Below are 20,817 nucleotides of genomic sequence, written 5' to 3' on the forward strand. Positions count from 1 at the left end.
TGAAGCTTATTTTGCCGCCAATGACCGAGACCTCCCTGCAAATGACCAAGCCCGCATCTTCACACCATCGCACCGCCGTTCGCTATGCTTTCGGCGGGTTTCTTGCCATGGCTGCCGCCATGGGGATCGGGCGTTTCATCTATACGCCGATCCTGCCCGGGATGATGGCCGATATCGGCTTCACTGCCGCCGATGCGGGGTTCATCGCATCGGCAAACTATATCGGCTACCTGCTGGGGGCGGTCGTGGCCGGTTATGGCTGGTCTGCGGGCATTGAACGGGCAAGCGTGATCGCGGGCCTGATAATCAGCGGTTTGCTCTGCGCCGCCATGGCGCTTTTTGACGGCGTCTGGCTGTTTTCCATCATCCGCTTTGCGGCCGGTTTCATAAGCGCGGTGACGATGATCCTGTGCACGGCAATCGTGCTCAGTCATGTCACGGCGGCGGAAAGGGCCGGGCTTGGAGCCCTGCATTTCGGCGGCGTCGGCAGTGGCATTGCGCTTTCTGCCGTTCTGGTGGCGCTGATCCGCCTTGCCGGGCTCGACTGGCGGGCCGACTGGATCGGCGCTGCCATTCTCACCATTGTGATGGCCGTTCTGGTCGCAGCTTTCGTCCGGGAAGGTCCGGTCGGCGGAAACAGCGGCACGCGCGAACCGCCGCTTCCCAAAAGCCTCGCCTTCAATGCGCTGGCATTGGCCTATGGCATCTTCGGCTTCGGTTATGTGATCACGGCCACATTCCTCATTGCAATCGTGCGCGCGACCGATGGCGGTCCGCTGATGGAAGCGGCTGTGTGGGTGGTGACCGGCCTGATGGCAGCGCCCTCCATCTGGCTGTGGGCTCCCGCAGCCCGTAAATTCGGCCTCTTCAACGCATTTGCCCTGACGGCCACCCTTGAGGCGGTGGGCGTCGCGGCCAGCGTGGTTCTGGCGCCGCCACTCGGTCCATTGGTGGGCGGTGCGCTTCTGGGCATGACCTTCATGGCATTGACGGCGTTTGGATTGCAGATTGCCCGCACGCTCGCACCGTCTTCACCGAAACGCGCTCTGGCGCGGATGACCGTCTGCTTCAGCATCGGCCAGATCGTCGGCCCGCTGGTGGCAGGCTTCATGGCGCAGCGCTCCGGTTCGTTCACGTCGGCAAGTCTGGCCGCGGCGCTCTCGCTGGTGGTCGTCGCGGTGCTTGGCATCGTGGCGGGACGCGCCGCCCGGACAGCGGGTTGAAAACCTTACAGGAATTTAACTGGTAAACGCACAAGGACCGGCTTCTTATGAGGATAATTCCTCAGGAGTTGGATGTAACCCGGTGTTTGTGTCGTTTTTCCCCCGTCCGAAACTGTTCTTCTGGTCCGTCGTAATCTGGTGCCTGCTGGCGATAATCGGCTGGTACGAGGGAGGAGAACGGCTGGGCGCAGTGTTCGGCCTGCCGCCGCTGGCGCCCGACGCCGCGCCGATTATCGGCGCAAGCATCTTCTGGTCGGCGCCGTTTCTCTGGTTCTATATCTATTTCGCGGTGATGATATTCGCCTTCTATCTGTTCTGGGCGTGGTTTTCGCCGCATCCCTGGCAGCGCTGGTCGATACTCGGGTCGGCGCTGATCCTGTTCACCACCTATTTCGGCGTGCAGGTCAGCGTGGCGGTCAATGCCTGGTATGGGCCGTTCTACGACATGATACAGAAGGCGCTGACAACACCCGGCGCCGTCAGCGCGGCCGATTTCTACTGGGGGCTGGTCACGTTTGCCAAGATTGCCTTTATTGGCGTTACGGTCAGCGTTCTGAGCCTCTTCTTCGTCAGCCATTATATCTTCCGATGGCGCACGGCGATGAATGACTATTACGTCAGGTACTGGCCGAAACTGCGTTCCATCGAAGGCGCTGCACAGCGTGTGCAGGAAGATACGATGCGCTTTTCAACGACGCTGGAACAGCTCGGTGTCAATCTGGTGAAAGCTATTTTGACGCTGATCGCCTTTCTGCCGGTCCTGTTCAGCTTTTCCGAGAAAATCACCGAGTTGCCGGTTGTCGGCACAATACCGCATGCGCTTGTATGGGCGGCTGTTTTCTGGGCTGCCTTCGGGACCGGTCTGCTGGCGCTGGTCGGCATCAAGCTGCCGGGACTGGAGTTCAACAACCAGCGCGTGGAAGCGGCTTACCGCAAGGAACTCGTCTATGGTGAAGATCATGACGATCGCGCCGGGCCAGTCACAATGGCCGAATTGTTCCGCAACGTCCGGCACAATTATTTCCGGCTCTATTTCCACTATGTCTATTTCAACGTTGCCCGCATTTTCTATCTACAGGCCGACAATATTTTCGCGACCCTGATCCTCATACCGTCCATCGTGGCTGGAAAGCTGACGCTCGGCCTGATGAACCAGATTATCAATGTATTTTCGCAGGTACAGGAATCGTTCCAGTATCTCGTCAAATCGTGGACGACGATCATCGAGCTGTTGTCGATCTACAAGCGACTGAGGGCTTTCGAGGCGACTATCCATGACGAGCCGTTGCCATCGGCGGATCGCGGAGATCTGGAAACAGTGCCTTCGGCCTGAGGTTAGGACCTGTTCTGGCCTGCGTGGACAGTCTCCCTGTCGAGACTGTCCAGATAATCGCGATAGGTCGTGCATTTGACATCCGGCCTGGTGCAGATTTCCGTCACCAGCCGTTCCATGGCGCGCCAGTAGGCGCCGTCATTCATCAGCACGAAATGAAAGCCGAGCTGAAGCGGAATGCGCTCGCCCGCATATTGCTTGTCAAACGCCGCCCGGAACGCCTTGTAGGCCCGTTCCTCGAAAGCTGTCGATTGCTGCGGCGCTTCCTTGCCCTTGGAGTGGCGGACATAGAGATTATAGTCCATCGCCACGATGGGACGCTGCGACGGGCCTTCCGGGACAAGCGGCAATCCGAATGAAGCGAACTGACCGGCGATGATCGGCGCTTCCGGGCCGCGGGTGACGGAGGATGCCTGATAGCGAAAGCCGTTTGCCTTGAGCGCGTCCTGCACCGGCTTCGACGCAGCGAGATAGGGCGCGCGGAAGCCGTTTATGCCCTTCAGCGCGAGGTCGCGCCAGCCTTCCGGCTCGCCATCGATGCCGTTATTCCTGTAGGCGTCGGCGGTGATGCGGCGAAATTCCCTGATCTCCTTGTCCCAGTCGGCGGTCGACCAGTCAGTGCCGTCGAAATGGCCGCAGCCATGGCTGGCAATCTCGTTTCCCTCCAGATGCGCCTGCCAGATATTGCCAAGACGCGCGACGACTTCATCGCGGCTGAGCGCAAAGCCGACATTGGACGAACCCGCCCGCTTGTGCGGCGGCTGGTAATCGCGCCTGTCCTGTCTGGTCATCAGGAAGACGCAGGACAGGAAATAGGTGAAGTGGGCGTTGTTCTTCTTCGCCAGTTCGCGCGAGCGGGTCCACAGCGCATTGTCATGGGCACCGTCGAAGGAGATCAGCACATATTGCGGCTTTGCGGGCACCGGCTCCGCCTGCGCGGCGCAGGTGGAAAGAGCAAGGGCTGAAAACAGAAAAGGGCGGGGGGATAGAAAGCGCATGGACCACTAAACGAGGGGGAGGGGAAACAGTTCCGGAAACTCTGTGGCTAGTTCTTGAATAAGGCGATTGTCGGACCGGAATGCACTTTGTAACGCATGTGTTGGCTTATTTCGCATACGGGTCTTACATCTGGCGCGAATTCCGACTAAAAGCGCCAGAACGCATAAATATCGAACATCAATTTGGCTTTAGTGGCAGGTCCATGGCAGACGACAGTTTCATTCGCGAGGTAAACGAGGAAATCCGTTCGGAACGGGCAAAGCAGGTCTGGCGGAATTTCGGTCCGCTGGTGATCGGCGCCGCCGTGGCCATCGTTCTGGGGACGGCTGGCTGGGTCGGCTATCAGCACTGGACCGACAGCAAGGCTTCCGCTTCCGGCGACAAGTTCCTGGCCGCGCTGGATCTCGCCTCGGAAGGCAAGAACGACGAGGCGCTCGCCGCACTCGCCGATCTGGAAAAGGCCGGCTATGGCTCCTATCCGGTGCTGGCGCGTCTTCGCGCCGCATCGGTCATCGCCGACAAGGGTGATGCCGCCGGTGCCGTGAAGGCTTTCGACGACGTTGCCGCCGACACTGCCGTGCCTGCGCCGCTGCGCGATGTCGCGCGCCTGCGCGCCGGCTATCTGCTGGTCGACAGCGGTTCCTATGACGACGTGGCCAAGCGCGTGGAAACGCTTTCCGCTGACGGCAATCCGATGCGCTCCAGCGCGCGGGAGGCCCTGGGCCTGGCCGCATGGAAGGCCGAACGTTTCGACGATGCGGTCAAGCTGTTCCAGCAGATCGCCAATGACAGTCTGGCCCCGGCCAATATCCGCCAGCGGTCCAACACGATGCTCGATCTGATGCGCAGCGCAGGCGTCAAGGTGCCTGACGCGCAAAGCACATAAATTCGCAAGTTTTGGAGTTATCTTCTTCCATGGGTTTTACAGTCGCCATCGTCGGGCGTCCCAATGTCGGCAAGTCCACGCTGTTCAATCGCCTCGTCGGCCGCAAGCTGGCGCTGGTCGATGACCTGCCGGGCGTCACGCGCGACCGGCGCATCCACGATGCCAAGCTCTACGATCTGAAGTTTCAGGTTATCGATACGGCGGGTCTTGAAGAAGCTGCCAATGACAGCCTGGAAGCGCGGATGCGCGCCCAGACCGAGGCTGCCATTCAGGAAGCCGACGTTATTCTGTTCGTCATCGATGCCAAGAACGGCCTGACGCCGACCGACAGCACCTTTGCCGAAGTGGTGCGCCGTTCCGGCAAGCCGGTCGTGCTGGTTGCCAACAAGGCGGAAGCGCGCGGCGCGCAATCCGGCATGTATGATGCTTTCCAGCTTGGCCTCGGCGAACCATGCCCGATCTCCGCCGAGCACGGTCAGGGCATGCCCGACCTGCGCGACGCGATTGTCGAGCTTTTGGGCGAGGAGCGCGTCTTTGCCGACGAGAAGGAAGAGGAAGCCGAGGACGAGGTTTTCACGCCGAAGGTTGTCGGTGAACTGATCGGCGACGACATCGAAGACCCGGATGAAGAAGAAATCCCGGCCTATGATGCGACCAAGCCGATGCGCATCGCCATCGTCGGACGTCCGAATGCCGGCAAGTCCACGCTCATCAACACCATGCTGGGCGAAGACCGCCTGCTGACCGGACCGGAAGCAGGCATCACGCGTGACTCGATCTCGGTCGATTGGGAATGGCGTGACCGCAAAATCAAGCTGTTCGATACGGCTGGCCTGCGCCGCAAGTCGCGCGTGCAGGAAAAGCTTGAAAAGCTGTCGGTTGCCGACGGCCTGCGCGCGATCCGTTTTGCGGAAGTGGTGATCATCGTGCTCGATGCGACCATCCCGTTCGAGAAGCAGGATTTGCAGATCGCCGATCTCATCATCCGTGAGGGCCGTGCGCCGATCATCGCATTCAACAAATGGGATTTGATCGAAGACCGCCAGATGGTTCTGGCCGATCTTTACGAAAAGACGGCCCGCCTGCTACCGCAGGTGCGTGGGCTGCGTGCTGTGCCGATTTCCGGCGAGCGCGGGCAGGGCATCGACAAGCTCATGGAGAATGTCGTCAAGACCCACGAAATCTGGAACCGCCGTGTTTCGACCGGGCGTCTCAACCGCTGGCTGGCAGGCGTCATCGCGCATCAGCCGCCGCCGGCAGTTTCGGGCCGCCGCCTCAAGGTCAAGTATATGACGCAGGTAAAGACCCGCCCGCCGGGCTTCGTTGTGTCCTGCTCGCGCCCCGATGCGATGCCGCAATCCTATGTGCGCTATCTCATCAACGGCCTGCGCGAAACCTTCGACATGCCGGGCGTGCCGATCAGGCTTTCCTTGCGTACCTCGGACAATCCGTTCGCAGGCCGCGCCAAAAAGAAGAAGTAAAAAAAGCCCGGAGCGATCCGGGCTTTTTTATCTAGAGCATTTCCTGTTTTTCATGAATCGTTGGAGATGCTCTATCTGTTTGTTTTATCGCGCATCTTATCCGATCGAAGCAGGATCAGAAATCAGTCCAGTGGACTGATTTCCCTGCGTAGGCGGTTCTCACTTTTCGGGATGCACTCTATATCGGCTTGAGCCAAACGCTTTCCTCTGTTAGTCCGCCCGCTCCCCGATTTCCTCCAAAAAAGGTGCAGTGATGACGAAGGCTGACCAGAGCCCATTTGACGGCGTGACATTGGGCATCGATTTTGGCACGACCAACACGGTTCTTTCCGTTGCCGCAGCCGATGGCACGACGGCGGTTCTCAGTGTGCCGAAGGATGGGGTTGATATTACCGGCTACCGTTCGGTTCTCTGCTTCTGGCAGGATCGTGAAACCGGCGAGCGCACCGTCGAAAGTGGGCCATGGGCGATGGACGTATTCGTCAACGCGCCGCACTCCACGCGCATGCTGCAATCGTTCAAGACATTCGCGGCATCGAAATCCTTCACCGACACGCCGGTTTTCGGCAAGCGCTTCAAGTTCGAGGATATTCTGACCACTTTCCTCGAAACGGTTGCCGCGCGGCTGGGCGACCGCCTGCCGCCAAAGGGCAATCGCGTGGTCATCGGCAGGCCGGTGATCTTTGCAGGCGCTTCGCCCGATGAAGCGCTGGCCATGCAGCGCTATGAAAAGGCGTTCCGGGCATTCGGCTTCACCGACATTCATTATGTCTATGAGCCTGTCGCCGCCGCTTATTTTTATGCGCAGGAACTGACGGCCGCGTCCACCGTTCTGGTGGCCGACTTTGGTGGCGGCACCAGCGACTTTTCCATCGTGCGGTTCGACGTGGGCAGGCAAGGCCTGAGTTTCACGCCGCTCAGCCAGACGGGTGTCGGTATTGCCGGCGACACGTTCGATTACCGCATTATCGACAATGCCGTGTCGCCGCTGCTTGGAAAAGGGACGGAATATCAGTCCTTCGGCAAGAGGCTGACTGTGCCGAACCATTATTATGCAAATTTTGCCCGCTGGAACACGCTGTTCCTGATGAACTCTCCGGCCACCATTCGCGATCTGGACGAACTGGCCCGGCAAGCGGTTGACCCCAAGCCGCTCGAACATTTCATCAACCTGATCGAGAACGATTATGGCTACGAAATCTATCGCGCCGTATCGGACCTGAAAGTGCGGCTTTCATCGCAGCGCATGTCGGAACTGCACTTCAAGGCGGATGATTTTGAAATCCGTTCCGACATTACCCGCAATGATTTCGAAAACTGGATCGCGGACGATGTGCGCCAGATCGAAAACTCGGTGCAGCAGGCGGTCGAAAAAGCGGAGCTGGAAACCTCGTCTATCGACCGGGTTTTCCTCACTGGCGGCACGTCGTTCGTGCCGGTCATCCGCACCGTGTTTGAAAGCCGCTTTCCCGATGCCGAGGTGACAAGCTCCAACCAGTTCGATTCCATTGCCAACGGCCTCGCACTGATCGGGCAGAGCACGGATATCGAACGCTGGTCTGTGAAGAGCTAGAGTATGTCTCCCGAAAATGCGAACCGGTTCGGGGAGACATGCGTAAAGAGAAACGATAGAGCATTTCCAGTGATTCAGTGAAAACAGGAAATGCTAGAGGCAGTCTGGAAGGCTAGCGATGGGTCACTGGCCGTCAGGGCAGAATTTCTATCGGCGTTCCGGTCGGAACTCTTGCCCATATGTCACGCATTTCCGCATCGGTGACGGCAATGCAGCCATCGGTCCAGTCCCAGAGCCGGTGTGCCGATGCCAGCCAGCCCCAGCCATTCGGCAGGCCGTGGATCATGATATTGCCACCCGGTGCATGACCGGCAGCCGCTGCGGCCTGTTTGTCGTTTTCGTTGGGATAGGAAATATGCAGGCTCAGATGCGCCATTGAGCGCGGGTTGCGCCAGTCGATGACGTAATGCCCTTCCGGCGTCTTTTCATCGCCTTCGCGCTGTTTGTGACCGCCATCGCCGTTGCTGCCGAGCGATATGCGATAGGTGCCGATTGTTCTGCCGTTGCGCAACAGCGTCATCTGGCGGTTAGCCTTTTCAACCCTGATCGCATCGGCCTGTTGTTCGGACGGTGCGGCAAGCGGAGGTTCGGCCAGGCTTATCCTGGCCATGACCTTCGTATAGCCGAATAATGCGATGGCGATGAGCACCACGGCGAAGAGAGTTTTCTTGAACATGGTGCTCGCTTTGAACAGGTCAGTATCTGCCCGCTTTTCACAGATGATTGGGGCTTTCACAAGTCGAACATGGTCTGTGAAGTCATTGCATAACTCAAGGAGCAGTTGCCGTATCGGCAAAACAGGCAGCAATTTCCTTGTTGGCGCCGAGCTTTTCAGCCCATTTGACCAGATCGGGCATCTCGTCTCTTTCAGCCATCCCGCCCCAGACGTCCTTCAGTTTGGGCGACTTGCCGGAAAGATCGAAGAAGAAATAGCCGGGATCAGCGACCGGAACATCCGCATAGACGACAGACCAGTTGTCATATTGCATGAAGCTCTCGATGTTGATGGAAGCCGGTTTGACTTTCTTGCCGAGACTTTGTGCGATGAGCGACCTGTAGTCTGTTTTCTGCTGTTTGGTGAGCGTGGTCGTCACGCCAGCGCAGGCGGATCTGGCAAAGGCACTCCCTGCCGGAAGAGCCAACGCAACAGCAAGCAGAACTGCGGCACAGGCAGGCGAAAAGCGTGTGTTCATCATTCCCCTCAGAAAAAAGCCAGCGCGATAATTCCGATTTTCAAGCGTCTCCATAAATTCCCTCCTCGAACCGGCTCGACCCATCGCGGTCGCGTTCATAGCCATGCATGTCTGGGAAAGGCGGCAGCCAGCTTTCGCGGCGGATGGTCCAGAGTTCATAGGTCGGCTTGAACTGATCCGGCGCATCGAGCGAACCGAGGTTGATTTCGATCTCATCGCCGCTGTGGCCGAAAACGGACGACCCGCAGCGCGGGCAAAAATGCCGTCCCGCATAGTCGCCGGTTTCTCCCTCGACCGTAACCGCAGTCTCGGGAAATATCGCCGAGGCATGAAACAGCGCGCCATGATGCTTGCGACAATCGAGGCAATGGCAGACGCCGACCCGGTACGGCTGTCCCGCCGCTTCGAAGCGTACATTGCCGCACAGGCAGCCGCCCGTGACCTTATCCATGATGCACCTCCTCACCGTAGCTTTCCGCAATCTGTAAAGCGGAATTCGCTTAAACCCCGCATTAACCATATTCGTTCATGGTTAACGCGCTGCTGATAATGACTGTATTCGCCAGAGCTGCAAGCGTGTCCCCAACCCACAGGACAAGGTTAATACTCCGTTATCACCGGCATGGTTCAGTCAGTGTGAGTGGAGTGTGCGGTGCGTCTTGTATCTTTACGAGCGCTGTTTGGTCGAAGGAAGGCCGTTGCCGAGCCGGTGTGGCATTACCCTGTCACGGGCTATTGCCCGGAAGAGGGGCGCTATTACGCCGTCCGCGCAAAGCCTCGCCAGACAGTCCATAAACCGCACCGTATGGTGCCGCTGGTCCTGGCTGCCATTACCTATCTCTTCAATTCCAATGCGATTGCCTTTCAGGACATGGCAAGCCTCGTGCCGTCGGCCGACATGGGAACGCACCGCTGGACTGCCTTCGTCGCCAAGGCGCCGGTCGGCTCCGTCCATCAGGCCGAAATGCCCTTCGTAGATGCAACGACCGTGACGGGCAGCATCGCCAACAACGGCATCGAGGTGCCGGGCATAGGCCGCGTTGCGCTGTCGGGCGGGCGCAAGACGGCAAAGCTCGGCCCGGACGATCCGAACCCCGATGAAAACCGCATCCATCGCGCCGACAAGACGGGCCGTCTCGTCTCTGTAAAGCCCAAGGCGCCGGCCAAGGCCTTCACAGCCGGCAGCATGTTTGAAAAGATCAGCATGATCACGCGTCCGCCTGAAAAGACGGACGCGAAAATGGCTTTCTCCAGCAAGCTGGAAGGCAAGGAAGTCGCCATCACCATGGCGTTCCATGCGGTCCAGCCGCCGAAGCCGCGCGCCGAAATGCCGACCCAGCTTGCCAAGCTCATTACCAATGACCAGCCGGATGTGCTGGCCCTTGGTTATGCGCCTGCGACGCCGGACTACGGCAAGACATCGCCTTTCGAAAGCATCCTGAAGCCGCAGCCGGACGAAGGGCGCTTCGTGCCGCCTATCAGCGAACAGGATCATGAATGGGCCGCGACGCCGCTGCCGCCGTCAGCGTTCAGCAAGAGCGAACAGAAGTGCCTTGCCGAAGCCGTCTATTATGAAGCCCGGGGCGAAACGGTGAAGGGACAGGTCGCGGTCGCCCAGGTCGTCCTCAACCGCGTGCGCAATCCCGCCTATCCGGGAACGATCTGCGGCGTGGTGTACCAGAACCGCGACTGGCTCAATGCCTGCCAGTTTTCGTTTGCCTGCGACGGCCAGAAACACCGCGTAACCGAAATGCCGCAATGGCGCATGGCCCAGCAGGTGGCAAAGACTGTCTCCGCCGGTCAGATATGGCTGCCGGAAGTCGGCTCCGCCACCCATTATCACGCGACCTATGTTCGTCCGTTCTGGGCGCCGACCATGAAGAAGGTCACCAAGATCGGCCTTCACGTTTTCTATCGGACCTATGGCGGCGGGTGGAGCTGAGTATCCTGTCTGCGGCAGTAACGGGATCGGCGCGTTCAAACTCACGTTTTTGTTAGCGGACTAAAAGCCCGAACAGGCGCATATAACCGGCTTTGGAGCGGACCCGAATATGGCGCGATCCTCCAAAATCGATTCCGTTTTTTTGGCCAATAATGTGGCCAATCTGGTTCTTTGGTCGGAAAATGAGTCGCACCAATATCTAAGTAATTGAGATTACTGGATAAAAAACCTTCTGGACCAATGCCTGCACCGCCTTGACTAGCGGACGGCGTGTCAATATGTTGCGCGCAACTTGGAAATGGGATTGAAATCCTCGTATTTCTTGAAAAAAGGAGCTGCCAATGGCGCGCGGGACTGAACCCGGAAAGCCATCCGGTGCGATCAAGAATGCGAGGAATGAGCCCGGTTCCGGGGAGCTGGATCAGCGCCTGAATCGCCTGGAGGCCGAACTGGCCAAAAAAGGTGTGTTCAAGCAGCCGGCTTCCGAGGATGAGCGATCGGCGACTGCAAGTTCGGTTGCGCAGGCCATGAAGATTTCCAGCGAGTTCATCGCAGGGGTTCTGGTCGGTGCGCTGATAGGCTGGTTCATCGATCGTGTCGCCGGTACGTCGCCCTGGGGATTGATCGTATTTCTCCTTCTGGGCTTCGGTGCGGGCGTCCTCAACGTGCTTCGTTCCGCTGGATATGTTGCCGAACAGGGCAACCTCAAATCTAGCGCGGAAAAGAACGACAAGAAATAGGGCTTGACGGGCTTCACGGTAAAGTTCGTTCAAGTGTGAGTGAACAAGTGGGCCTTCTGGTCCGAGACTGAAACGCCCTTGGGCAAGCAACGTTGCCTTCGGGCAAGCGAAGTGCCTTCGGGCAGGCCAAATTGCCTTCGGGCAGGGAAGACAGACGAGGTTAAGGTGGCGAACGATCCGATCCATCAGTTCCAGGTTTCCCGGTGGATTCCCATCGACGTAGGCGGTGTTGACCTGTCGTTCACGAACGTTTCGGCCTTCATGGTCGCAACCGTCGTGGTCGCTTCGGGCTTTCTTTATCTGACGTCTTCGGGCCGTGGCCTGATCCCGACCCGTCTTCAGTCGGTTTCGGAAATGGCCTACGAATTCGTGGCCACCAGCCTGCGGGATTCAGCAGGATCGAAGGGCATGAAGTTCTTCCCCTTCGTCTTCTCGTTGTTCATGTTCGTTCTGGTCGCAAACTTTCTCGGTCTCTTCCCGTATTTCTATACGGTTACGAGCCAGATCATCGTGACCTTCGCCCTTGCCGTTCTGGTCATCGGAACGGTCATCATCTACGGTTTCTTCAAGCACGGCTTCGGCTTCCTCAAGCTGTTCGTGCCGAGCGGCGTTCCCGGCATCATCGTGCCGCTGGTTGTCGCCATTGAAATCATCTCGTTCCTGTCGCGTCCGATCAGCCTCTCGGTTCGTCTCTTTGCGAACATGCTTGCCGGTCACATCACGCTCAAGGTTTTTGCGGGCTTCGTCGTCTCGCTGGCAGCCCTCGGCCCGATCGGCATCGGCGGCGCTGTCCTGCCGCTGATCATGACGGTTGCGATCACCGCACTCGAATTCCTCGTAGCCTTCCTGCAGGCCTACGTGTTTACCGTTCTCACCTGCATGTACATCAACGACGCTGTACATCCGGGACACTGAGTTCAAGCCGGCGGGCGACCGCCAGAACTGAAATCCGCGCTTATATTCAATCCAGAAGGAGCTTAACATGGAAGCGGAAGCAGCAAAGTACATCGGCGCCGGTCTCGCCTGTTTCGGTATGGCCGGTACGGCTCTCGGCCTCGGCAATATCTTCGGCAACTACCTCTCCGGCGCTCTGCGCAACCCGTCCGCTGCTGACAGCCAGTTCGGCCGTCTGGTGTTCGGTTTCGCCGTTACGGAAGCTCTGGGCATCTTCTCGCTGCTCATCGCGCTTCTGCTCCTCTTCGCCGTCTAATCAACGGTCGCAAGAAACGGGCTGGCCGCGAAGCAGCTTTTGGAACATGGTCCTTGAGGTCGTGTTCCGCTGGAAGATGCAGGCGCGGCTGGCCTTTGCATATGTCGTCTGAGTAAGGCATGGTCTTTCTCCATCGGGATCGGATCGTGCTGGATTAAAGGGGAAATCTGGATGTTCGTGTCCACGGCGTTTGCCCAAACCGCCACCGAATCGCAACCGGCACCTGCTGCTGGCGAGCACGGCGCAGCCGATGCTGTGCACACCGAAACCGGGGTCGCTCACGATGCCGGACACGGCAGCGGCGTATTCCCGCCGTTTGATTCCACCCATTACGCTTCGCAGCTCCTGTGGCTGGCGATCACCTTCGGGCTTTTCTATCTGTTCATGTCGCGCGTGGTTCTGCCGCGCATCGGCGGCGTGATCGAAACCCGTCGCGACCGCATCGCTCAGGATCTCGAGCAGGCAGCCCGCCTCAAGCAGGATGCCGACAACGCTATCGCTGCCTATGAGCAGGAACTGGCCCAGGCCCGCACCAAGGCTGCTTCGATTGCAGAAGCCGCACGCGAAAAGGGCAAGGGCGAAGCCGACGCAGAACGCGCTTCCGCCGAAGCAGCCCTCGAAGGCAAGCTCAAGGAAGCCGAAGAACGCATCGCCGCGATCAAGGCCAAGGCCATGAACGACGTCGGCAACATTGCCGAGGAAACCACGGCAGAGATCGTCGAGCAGCTTCTGGGCACCAAGGCCGACAAGGCATCGGTAACAGCAGCCGTCAAGGCCGCCAACGCCTGAGGAGAGGACAATGGACGCTACATTCTGGGCACTGATTGGCCTCATCATCTTTCTGGCGATCCTCGCCTATCTGAAGGTTCCGGGCATGGTCGGCCGGTCGCTCGACGAGCGCGCTGACCGCATCAAGAACGAGCTGGAAGAAGCACGCACGCTTCGCGAAGAAGCCCAGCAGCTGCTGGCCGAATATCATCGCAAGCGCAAGGAAGCCGAAAAGGAAGCAAGCGATATCGTTGCTTCCGCCGAACGTGAAGCCAAGGCGCTTCTCGAAGACGCCAAGCGCGCGACGGAAGAATATGTTGCACGCCGCAACAAGCTTGCCGAGCAGAAGATCGCAACGGCTGAAGTCGATGCCATCAACGCGGTCCGCGCATCGGCAGTCGACCTCGCAGTCGCCGCAGCCGGCAAGATCGTTGCCGAAAAGGTCGATGCAAAGGTTGCAGGCAACCTGTTCAAGGATGCCTTGTCTCAGGTCAAGACGAACTTGAACTGATCACGGCTCATATAATTTTCAGAAAAACGCCGCCTCCAAAGGGCGGCGTTTTTGTTTTATGTCGAGAAACGGCTTTTAAAACCGGTCGGATCCGGGGCCGGTTTCCGTCCCTCCCAATCTGCGGAACCACGGGCGGTACTCTTCGAGCGCAAGGTCAGCCAATGCCTCTGCTTCCTGCGGCGTGAACCATCGCAGCTCGGTGTGCTCCCGGTCGCGAATGGCAGGCTGGCCGTCCCATGCGGTAACGGTATAGAGATGGAATGAAGCTGCCGGTATTGCGATCTCTATCGTCGTGAGGAAGGAAAACGAGCGGAGCGTCAGTCCAAGTTCCTCGTGGATTTCTCGTTGCAGCGCGCAATCAAGGTCTTCCCCGGCCTCGACATGTCCGCCCGGAAAACTCCACCGGTTCGGGTAGGCCCGACGATCCGGGCTGCGACGGCCCAGAAGAATGCCTTGGGACCCGAGGAGAACCGCATTGACGATGTCTGGCATGACAGGCTCCGATGGACAGAAGTGCAGTCAGTCTTCGTTCTCGGTCAGATGCGCAAGCGGCAGTTCTCCCTGCGATTTGACCGTCTGGATAGCAAAATTGCTCCGAATGTCGATCACGCCCGGAAGGCGCAGCAGCGTGCCGGATAGAAACCGTTCATAGGCTGCGAGATCGGCCACCACGACCTGCAACAGAAAATCAGATTCCCCGGATACGAGATGACAGGAGAACACCTCGGGCAGGTTCTGCACGGAGGTACGGAACGCGGTCGCCGTTTCCTCGTGATGGCGCTCCACGCGAATGCCGACGAAGACAGTCAGGCCAAGTCCGACCGCATTGCGATCCAGTGCTGCATGATAGCCCCGGATGACGCCCGCCTTTTCGAGCATCTTGACGCGCCGCAGGCAGGGAGAGGGCGAAAGGCCGATTTTCTCGGCCAGTTGGACATTGGAGAGGCGGGCATCTTCCTGAAGTGCCGTCAGTATCTTGCGGTCAATGGCGTCTAGCTTAAGTTTTGGCATGATCCGGCAACTTGAGTTGATCTGTTGGCTGATTATATCAAAAAGAGAAAGCATTGCGCCACAATTCGCAAGGACATGCGCCTTCATCCCCGGCTAGTCTGCGACCTGCAACTGCTTCGCAATCGGCATCATTTTCGATGAGCCTCTGCGTCGCGGCCAATTTGGCATGATCCTTACAGGCGATAGTGATGAGCGAGATGTGGTTATACGCGGGCGCACTTGCTGCTGCATTTCTTATTCCGGGGCCGGACATGCTTCTGCTGCTCCAGACCGGCGCAGCGCAGGGCAGGGCCCATGCGCTGGCAACCGCCGCTGGCCTCGCAATCGCACGCACGTGCCATGTGGCCCTTGCCGCGCTCGGTTTGGCGGCGCTTCTGCATGCCTTTCCGGTGGCGTTCCAGTGCGTGCGGATCGTCAGCGCCTGTTATCTCGTCTGGCTTGCCATAGGGATCATCCGCCATCCTCTGCCGACAGTGGATGCGGTTGGCGGTGTCCGTGAACGGCGGTCCTATCTGGCTTCGGCCCGCAAGGGCCTTCTCACCAATCTGCTCAACCCAAAAGCGCTGCTGTTCTGTTCCGTCCTGTTGCCGCAGTTCGTCCATCCGGGAAATGGCAGTATAGCGCTGCAATTCGCGGTTCTGGGCGGCGTCATGACCACGGTCGGATTGTTGTTCGATACGCTCTATGCCTTCACAGGCTCATCGCTCGGAACCCTGTTCAAACGTTATCCGGCCATACAGTCGGTCCAGCGTTGGGGCTTTGCAGCGCTGCTGTTCGGCTTTGCTGCCAGGCTGGCGACGGTTTAAACGCCGAAGCGATCTTTGATGGGGGCGAAGGTGTAGCGGTGGATGCCGGGCACGGGCCCCGCCGTCTCGATGGCCGCACGGTGCCTTTCGGTGGCATAGCCCGCATGAATTTCCAGCCCGTAGGGTGGGTGCGCTGCCCCGGCCCGGATCATCATGCGGTCCCGCGTTACCTTGGCAACGATGGAAGCCGCAGCGATCGAAATGGAGCGCTGATCCCCTTTGACAAGCGCCGAACCGGGACAAGCAAGCCCCGGCGGCACATCGCGGCCATCGATCAGCGCGTGACATGGACGCAGGGTCAGCCCGATGGAAGCGCGCCGCATGGCTTCCAGCGCGGCCTTCCTGATATCGCTTCCGTCGATGCTGCGGGCGCTGAGGCTTGCAACCGAAACGGTGATGGCCTTCGCCAGAATGATTTCGTAGAGCGCTTCGCGTCTCGCAGCTGTAAGCCGCTTGGAATCGTCCAGCCCGTCCGGGAGATTGTCGATATCGAGCACGACGGCAGCGGCAACCACCGGCCCGGCAAGGGGACCGCGTCCGGCTTCATCTATGCCGACGATATGTTTCAAACCACGCGAAAGCAGCCTTTTCTCTTCCGAGAAGTCAGGCGCGATCGGGATGTCAAAGAGGAGCGGAGAATCAGAAGCCGAGCGTTTCATTTGGCGGCAATGCTCGCATTGCTTCCGATTCTCCGCAAGGGCCCTGCTTGAGGATGGTGGCGTGAAAGCAGGCGGCCCCTCCGTCTGAAGGACAATCAGACGGAAATTAAACAGGCAACTGGCAGGTCGAAGAGGTTGAAAAGCGACGCGGGGACAGGCTGCCCCTTTGGGTGTTTTTCCACAGCGATTCCCTCACAGAGAAACGCGGGAACCGCTCCGGCTATTTGTTTTATCGCCTTATCAAACGCAAAACCGGCACACGCTTTTGCTGGAAATTCTCTAGAACAGCGACAGCTGCTTGCCTCCCTTTTCGACCGGCTCGAACAGATCGTTGCGCAACTGAAGGCGGCGTGCATTGAAGCCGAGCTTGCGCGCGGTGATTTCGAAACGGCGGCCGATCTGCCATGCATATGGACCCGTGCCGCGCATGCGCTTGCCCCATTCGGCATCATAATCCTTGCCGTCGCGCATGGAACGCACCAGCGACATGACGTGGCGGTAGCGATCCGGATAATTGCGCAGCAGCCAGTCCTTGAACAAGGGCGCGACTTCGAGCGGCAGGCGCAGCAGAACATAGCCTGCCTCCCGCGCACCTTGTGCATAGGCGGCATCCAGAATGCGTTCGATCTCGTGATCGTTGATGCCGGGGATGACCGGTCCCATCATGACCGACGCCGGAATGCCCGCATCGGCCAGTTTGCGGATGGCCTGCAGCCGCAGCGTCGGCGTCGAGGCGCGCGGTTCCATCGTGCGCGACAGATGGGCGTCGAGCGTCGTGACCGACAAGGCGACCTTTGCTAGTCCTTTCTCGGCCATGCGGCCAAGAATATCGATATCCCGCACAACCAGAGCGGATTTCGTCACGATGCCGACCGGATGATTGGCGGCCTCCAGCACTTCAAGAATTTCGCGCATGATACGCCACTTCTTTTCGACCGGCTGATAAGGGTCCGTATTGGTGCCGATGGCGATGGTCTTCGGCTGGTAACCGGGCTTGGCCAGTTCGCGCTCCAGGAGACGCGGGGCATCCGGCTTGGCAAAGAGACGGGATTCGAAATCGAGACCGGCAGAAAGTCCCATGTAGCTGTGGGTCGGGCGGGCAAAGCAATAGATGCAGCCATGCTCGCAGCCGCGATAGGGATTGATCGAGCGGTCGAAACTGATGTCAGGTGAATCATTGCGGGTGATGATCGTCCGCGGCTTTTCGATCTGCACGTCGGTCTTGAACGGCGGCAGCTCCTCAAGCGTAGTCCAGCCATCGTCGAAGTCGTGGCGCGTGGTCGGCTCGAAGCGCCCGGTCGGATTGATGCCCGCTCCCCGTCCGCGCCTGCGGGCGTGATCGATGCGCAATCCGGCCTCGCCGATCACCGCATTGGCGTGATCCGCGCGCCCGCTACCGAAGGCAGCCCTGTCGGCCTGCTTGATGATATCTGCCTGCTGGATCACTTCCATCTTCGTCTCCCTGCATGGAAACATCTGGCTTTGTAGGGTCACGACGAAACCCAGCCGGGACAGCGTCCTTCAAAGATCGGGAGCTGTTCTACGGTGCGTGCCGTGCTGCCATGCGACTCTGTTCTGATGAATCTATTCCTATAACAAGAATTAGAACAAATCAAGAACATAAAAGTGTCAGCTTTCCGCTCACCCATTCTTGATATATGAAGCGGGCATGTTGTCAGTCGTCATAGAAACCCTGAATTCCGAGAGAGCGCTGGCTCACACGCTTTCGGCTTTGGTGCCGGCGGTCGTGGAGGGGTTGCTGCGACGTGTGTCGGTCATCGACAGGGGCTCGTCGGATGAGACCGCCCTGGTCGCGCTGGGTGCCGGCTGTGCGTTCCATGCGGAAATGGATATCGAGACCGCGCTCGATGAAATCCGCACGCCATGGGTGCTGCTGCTGAGGCCCGGTTCCATTCCGCAGGAGGGGTGGGAGGAAGTTCTCCGCCGACACATGGAGCATGGCGGTGGTGCCGCGCGTTTTTCGCTGCCGGAAGATGGCGGGTTCGGGGCGGTCCGCAAAGTCTTCGGCCACAAGGCGACGCTTGATGCCGGACTGCTGGTTCGCCTTGATGTCGTAAAGCCGCTGTTGCTCGACGGCGTGTCGTTCGCACAGCTTCCGCAGCGTTTGAAGCCGGTCCGGCTCAAACATTCCATACTGCCGCCCGACGAAGCCTGAACAAACAAAAAGGCGAAGCCTGAAGCTTCGCCTTTTTCAACAGACATGCTGTCTGGATTAGTTCTCGTAGCTGGACGGCGAAGCGTCGCCGAAGCGATGAGCCGAGCCGTTCTCATAGACCGGAGCCTTCTGGATCGAGGCAGGAGCCGTGTAGTCGAGCTTCTGGCTCTGCGTTGCAACCGGCGTGCGGTCATTTGCATAAAGATCGGCCGGTTCGCCGACATGCGGGTTTTCAGCGAAAGCAGCACCGGCGCTAAGGGCAACGGCAACGGCAGCAAGAGCAAACTTCTTCATTTTCATAATCCTTCTGAAGCATTTTGCGGTCAAATGGACACATTCGGCGTCGCACAAATGCATTGAAACAAACCGCCCCTTCGGATGGCATAGAAGCCTTTCCGGGGCTCCCGGGTGGCGACCATGCCATCCATCGGGGAGATAACTGGGTGAAGCTGGACGGTTGGGAGGAATATCCAGCTCCGGAATTTACCGGGCGTCATCGGCTGGGAGGCCACTGACGACGCCCTGCGTCAAGTCGTCAAGTCTTGGGAAAAGACTTAGTTCTGGTAGCTCGAAGGCGATGCGTCACCGAAGCGATGAGCCGAACCGTCCTGGAACGAGGACTGGCCGATCGAAGCGGGAGCAGTGTAGTCGACCTTCTGGGAAGCGACCGGGGTGCGGTCGTTTGCGTAAAGATCGGCAGGTTCGCCAACGCGTGGGTTTTCTGCAAAGGCGGCACCGGCGGTAAGAGCAAGGGCAGCGGCAGCAAGAACAATCTTTTTCATTTTTCCTATCTCCTTGGAAAGTGGAGCGGCGTTTTGTTCGTCGTTCCGATGCAGCTGAAATGGGTGACAGTGAGCAAAAGTTCCAGTCACGAAAATGTTTTCTTGATCACACATTCGTGCAGCCAATTTTTTGAAATCAGAACGGATAATTCTAAATTATATAATAAATTCAATATATTGTGTTATATATCAGCCTTCACAAAACTGTTGTAGAAGACCTTTTGTTCAAAAAGCACGAACAGTCTGTCCCAATATATTGTCCAATGAGAGTGAACAATCAGGCGATTTTGAAGGGTTTCACACCCGATGGGGGTCAGAAATTATTCTTGGGAGAGGGGACGCTTTGGGTCGCGACGACGAACCAGTCCGGTCTTTCGGTTGAGAGGTGTTCGGCTGCCCGTTCGGTGGCGGCAATGTCTTCGTAGATGGCGTAGCACGTCGCACCGGAACCGGACATCTGTGCGTAAAGCGATCCGCTCTGGCGAAGAAGTTCGAGCTTGTCACCGATCCGTGGTGCGAGTTTCAATGCAGGGGAAAGGAGATCGTTGCGGGTCGTCTGCAGATAAGCGCAAAGAGGTCCGATATCCGGGTGGGAGGCAAGTGCCAGCGTCGGATGGTCGCGCTTTTCGAGCGCGCGAAAGACATCCGGGGTCGCAACGGCTGTTCCGTCATTGACGAGCAGCATGGGCAAGGCCGGGAAACCGGCAACCGGAGTCAGGTCTTCGCCGATGCCGCGCGCGGCAAGTGGCGTCCCCTTCGATGCGCCATGCAGGCACATGGGCAGGTCCGCGCCAAGATCGAGGCCGATCGCGGCCAGTTTCTCGAAACCGAGATCGAGGCCCCATAGCTCATCAAGTGCGAGCAGGGTGGCGGCTGCGTCACTCGATCCGCCGCCGATGCCGGAAGCAATCGGCAGGTTTTTTTCCAGATGGATGGCTACGGGCGGTAAAGCCCGCTGTGTCTGCTGGCGCAGCGCCTCGCGCGCCTTGAGAACCAGATTGCCGCCGTCGAGCGGTATGCCCGTGGCAAAAGGACCGCAGACCGTAAAACTGTCCACTTCAGCAGGTTCGATACGGATGACGTCGCCGAAGCGGGCAAAGACCACCAGCATGTCGAGCAGATGATAGCCGTCGGCACGACGCCCCGTCACATGCAGCGCGAGGTTGATCTTGGCGGGAGCCAGGCGCGTCACCGAAGGCGCGGAACCGGCATCGGCACGTGTTTCGGTTTTCGGAAAAAGGGTCATTTCTGCTGGTGGACCGTGACACGAGAAAACACGGCGATCGCATCGCTTCGTCGGCAATTGTTCGTGAAGGAAAGGTCAGTCCTTCTTGACGTAATATTCGCCGGTTTTGGGGTCCTGCACCAACGTGCCGTGAGCCCGGTTCTGCGCTTCCTTTTCCGCCTGACGCACACGCTGTGATACGCGCGAGGCTTCACGCTTGAACGAGCGGTAGCCGTACCAGGCGGCGGCGATGATCAGCAGCAGAAAAATGAGCTGGGGCATGGCCTCAAGTCCTTAAG

General features: G+C 58.7%; 25 protein-coding genes. 13 read left to right on the top strand and 12 right to left on the bottom strand.

Annotation, left to right across the window (positions count from 1 at the left end; all coding sequences use genetic code 11):
* The first annotated feature begins 41 nt into the window (after positions 1-41).
* Together JNC63_RS08025 and sbmA are read left to right on the top strand one after the other, a co-directional pair.
* Positions 42-1,223, top strand: coding sequence for a YbfB/YjiJ family MFS transporter (locus JNC63_RS08025; RefSeq protein WP_006472918.1), 1,182 nt, complete (start codon positions 42-44; stop codon positions 1,221-1,223).
* A gap of 82 nt (positions 1,224-1,305) precedes the next feature.
* Positions 1,306-2,556 carry a peptide antibiotic transporter SbmA gene (sbmA, locus tag JNC63_RS08030; protein WP_022570229.1) on the top strand — a complete coding sequence of 417 codons (1,251 nt, stop codon included), beginning with the start codon at positions 1,306-1,308 and terminating at the stop codon, positions 2,554-2,556.
* 2 nt (positions 2,557-2,558) lie between these two features.
* On the opposite strand, the gene JNC63_RS08035 is transcribed toward sbmA, so the two are convergent.
* A complete protein-coding gene (locus JNC63_RS08035; RefSeq protein ID WP_063881926.1) occupies positions 2,559-3,554 on the bottom strand; it encodes a polysaccharide deacetylase family protein in 996 nt (331 codons plus the stop codon).
* Between the two features lie 203 nt (positions 3,555-3,757).
* Between JNC63_RS08035 and JNC63_RS08040 the strand changes: the two genes are divergently transcribed.
* The 3 genes from JNC63_RS08040 to JNC63_RS08050 all read left to right on the top strand — a co-directional run bounded on the left by JNC63_RS08040 (position 3,758) and on the right by JNC63_RS08050 (position 7,495).
* Complete coding sequence (locus tag JNC63_RS08040; RefSeq protein WP_022570227.1) at positions 3,758-4,441, top strand: tetratricopeptide repeat protein; 684 nt, start codon at positions 3,758-3,760, stop codon at positions 4,439-4,441.
* Between the two features lie 29 nt (positions 4,442-4,470).
* On the top strand, positions 4,471-5,922 hold the full coding sequence (gene der, locus JNC63_RS08045; protein ID WP_021586174.1) for a ribosome biogenesis GTPase Der: 1,452 nt from the start codon (positions 4,471-4,473) through the stop codon (positions 5,920-5,922).
* Between the two features lie 253 nt (positions 5,923-6,175).
* On the top strand, positions 6,176-7,495 hold the full coding sequence (locus JNC63_RS08050; protein ID WP_063881929.1) for an Hsp70 family protein: 1,320 nt from the start codon (positions 6,176-6,178) through the stop codon (positions 7,493-7,495).
* A gap of 133 nt (positions 7,496-7,628) precedes the next feature.
* Here JNC63_RS08050 and JNC63_RS08055 read toward each other — a convergent pair whose 3' ends face one another.
* The 3 genes from JNC63_RS08055 to JNC63_RS08065 form a co-directional block, all read right to left on the bottom strand.
* Positions 7,629-8,171: a L,D-transpeptidase family protein gene (locus JNC63_RS08055; RefSeq protein ID WP_022567545.1), complete on the bottom strand. Its 543-nt coding sequence runs from the start codon at positions 8,169-8,171 to the stop codon at positions 7,629-7,631.
* Positions 8,172-8,265: 94 nt separating this feature from the next.
* Complete coding sequence (locus JNC63_RS08060; protein ID WP_042744024.1) at positions 8,266-8,688, bottom strand: hypothetical protein; 423 nt, start codon at positions 8,686-8,688, stop codon at positions 8,266-8,268.
* A gap of 40 nt (positions 8,689-8,728) precedes the next feature.
* On the bottom strand, positions 8,729-9,139 hold the full coding sequence (locus JNC63_RS08065) for a GFA family protein (RefSeq protein WP_022567543.1): 411 nt from the start codon (positions 9,137-9,139) through the stop codon (positions 8,729-8,731).
* Between the two features lie 201 nt (positions 9,140-9,340).
* On the opposite strand from JNC63_RS08065, the gene JNC63_RS08070 reads away from it, so the two are divergent.
* The 6 genes from JNC63_RS08070 to JNC63_RS08095 all read left to right on the top strand — a co-directional run bounded on the left by JNC63_RS08070 (position 9,341) and on the right by JNC63_RS08095 (position 13,859).
* Positions 9,341-10,630: a cell wall hydrolase gene (locus JNC63_RS08070; protein ID WP_006472924.1), complete on the top strand. Its 1,290-nt coding sequence runs from the start codon at positions 9,341-9,343 to the stop codon at positions 10,628-10,630.
* A gap of 341 nt (positions 10,631-10,971) precedes the next feature.
* Entirely contained in the window at positions 10,972-11,370 is a 399-nt protein-coding gene (locus JNC63_RS08075) for an AtpZ/AtpI family protein (protein ID WP_022567542.1), read from the top strand.
* Between the two features lie 165 nt (positions 11,371-11,535).
* A complete protein-coding gene (locus tag JNC63_RS08080; protein ID WP_006472926.1) occupies positions 11,536-12,285 on the top strand; it encodes a F0F1 ATP synthase subunit A in 750 nt (249 codons plus the stop codon).
* A 67-nt stretch (positions 12,286-12,352) separates the two neighbouring features.
* Entirely contained in the window at positions 12,353-12,580 is a 228-nt protein-coding gene (locus tag JNC63_RS08085; RefSeq protein WP_006466154.1) for a F0F1 ATP synthase subunit C, read from the top strand.
* Positions 12,581-12,751: 171 nt separating this feature from the next.
* Complete coding sequence (locus JNC63_RS08090) at positions 12,752-13,369, top strand: F0F1 ATP synthase subunit B (protein WP_006472927.1); 618 nt, start codon at positions 12,752-12,754, stop codon at positions 13,367-13,369.
* A 10-nt stretch (positions 13,370-13,379) separates the two neighbouring features.
* Positions 13,380-13,859, top strand: a complete 480-nt coding sequence (locus JNC63_RS08095; RefSeq protein ID WP_006466156.1) for a F0F1 ATP synthase subunit B — start codon at positions 13,380-13,382, stop codon at positions 13,857-13,859.
* A gap of 75 nt (positions 13,860-13,934) precedes the next feature.
* Here JNC63_RS08095 and JNC63_RS08100 read toward each other — a convergent pair whose 3' ends face one another.
* Together JNC63_RS08100 and JNC63_RS08105 are read right to left on the bottom strand one after the other, a co-directional pair.
* Complete coding sequence (locus JNC63_RS08100) at positions 13,935-14,351, bottom strand: NUDIX domain-containing protein (protein WP_063881931.1); 417 nt, start codon at positions 14,349-14,351, stop codon at positions 13,935-13,937.
* Positions 14,352-14,378: 27 nt separating this feature from the next.
* Positions 14,379-14,870, bottom strand: coding sequence for an Lrp/AsnC family transcriptional regulator (locus JNC63_RS08105; RefSeq protein ID WP_025089690.1), 492 nt, complete (start codon positions 14,868-14,870; stop codon positions 14,379-14,381).
* A gap of 188 nt (positions 14,871-15,058) precedes the next feature.
* Between JNC63_RS08105 and JNC63_RS08110 the strand changes: the two genes are divergently transcribed.
* Positions 15,059-15,676 (top strand): LysE family translocator, encoded by a 618-nt coding sequence (locus JNC63_RS08110; RefSeq protein ID WP_006472839.1) that lies wholly within the window; start codon positions 15,059-15,061, stop codon positions 15,674-15,676.
* On the opposite strand, the gene rnhB is transcribed toward JNC63_RS08110, so the two are convergent.
* Both rnhB and JNC63_RS08120 read right to left on the bottom strand, forming a co-directional pair.
* Positions 15,673-16,335, bottom strand: coding sequence for a ribonuclease HII (rnhB, locus tag JNC63_RS08115; RefSeq protein ID WP_006472838.1), 663 nt, complete (start codon positions 16,333-16,335; stop codon positions 15,673-15,675). The two genes, JNC63_RS08110 and rnhB, sit on opposite strands and share 4 nt — an antisense overlap.
* Positions 16,336-16,614: 279 nt before the next feature.
* Positions 16,615-17,787 carry a PA0069 family radical SAM protein gene (locus tag JNC63_RS08120; protein ID WP_063881935.1) on the bottom strand — a complete coding sequence of 391 codons (1,173 nt, stop codon included), beginning with the start codon at positions 17,785-17,787 and terminating at the stop codon, positions 16,615-16,617.
* 217 nt (positions 17,788-18,004) lie between these two features.
* Between JNC63_RS08120 and JNC63_RS08125 the strand changes: the two genes are divergently transcribed.
* Complete coding sequence (locus JNC63_RS08125) at positions 18,005-18,511, top strand: glycosyltransferase family protein (RefSeq protein WP_006472836.1); 507 nt, start codon at positions 18,005-18,007, stop codon at positions 18,509-18,511.
* Between the two features lie 57 nt (positions 18,512-18,568).
* Here JNC63_RS08125 and JNC63_RS08130 read toward each other — a convergent pair whose 3' ends face one another.
* From JNC63_RS08130 to JNC63_RS08145, 4 genes are all read right to left on the bottom strand, one after another.
* On the bottom strand, positions 18,569-18,805 hold the full coding sequence (locus JNC63_RS08130; protein ID WP_006473369.1) for a hypothetical protein: 237 nt from the start codon (positions 18,803-18,805) through the stop codon (positions 18,569-18,571).
* Positions 18,806-19,065: 260 nt separating this feature from the next.
* Positions 19,066-19,293: a hypothetical protein gene (locus JNC63_RS08135; RefSeq protein ID WP_006473370.1), complete on the bottom strand. Its 228-nt coding sequence runs from the start codon at positions 19,291-19,293 to the stop codon at positions 19,066-19,068.
* A 313-nt stretch (positions 19,294-19,606) separates the two neighbouring features.
* Entirely contained in the window at positions 19,607-20,539 is a 933-nt protein-coding gene (locus JNC63_RS08140; RefSeq protein ID WP_006473371.1) for a 4-(cytidine 5'-diphospho)-2-C-methyl-D-erythritol kinase, read from the bottom strand.
* Between the two features lie 75 nt (positions 20,540-20,614).
* Positions 20,615-20,800, bottom strand: a complete 186-nt coding sequence (locus tag JNC63_RS08145) for a membrane protein (protein ID WP_006466164.1) — start codon at positions 20,798-20,800, stop codon at positions 20,615-20,617.
* Positions 20,801-20,817 lie beyond the last annotated feature (17 nt).

The organism is Brucella ciceri, assembly GCF_041930145.1.
GTDB classification, from domain to species: Bacteria; Pseudomonadota; Alphaproteobacteria; order Rhizobiales; family Rhizobiaceae; genus Brucella; species Brucella intermedia.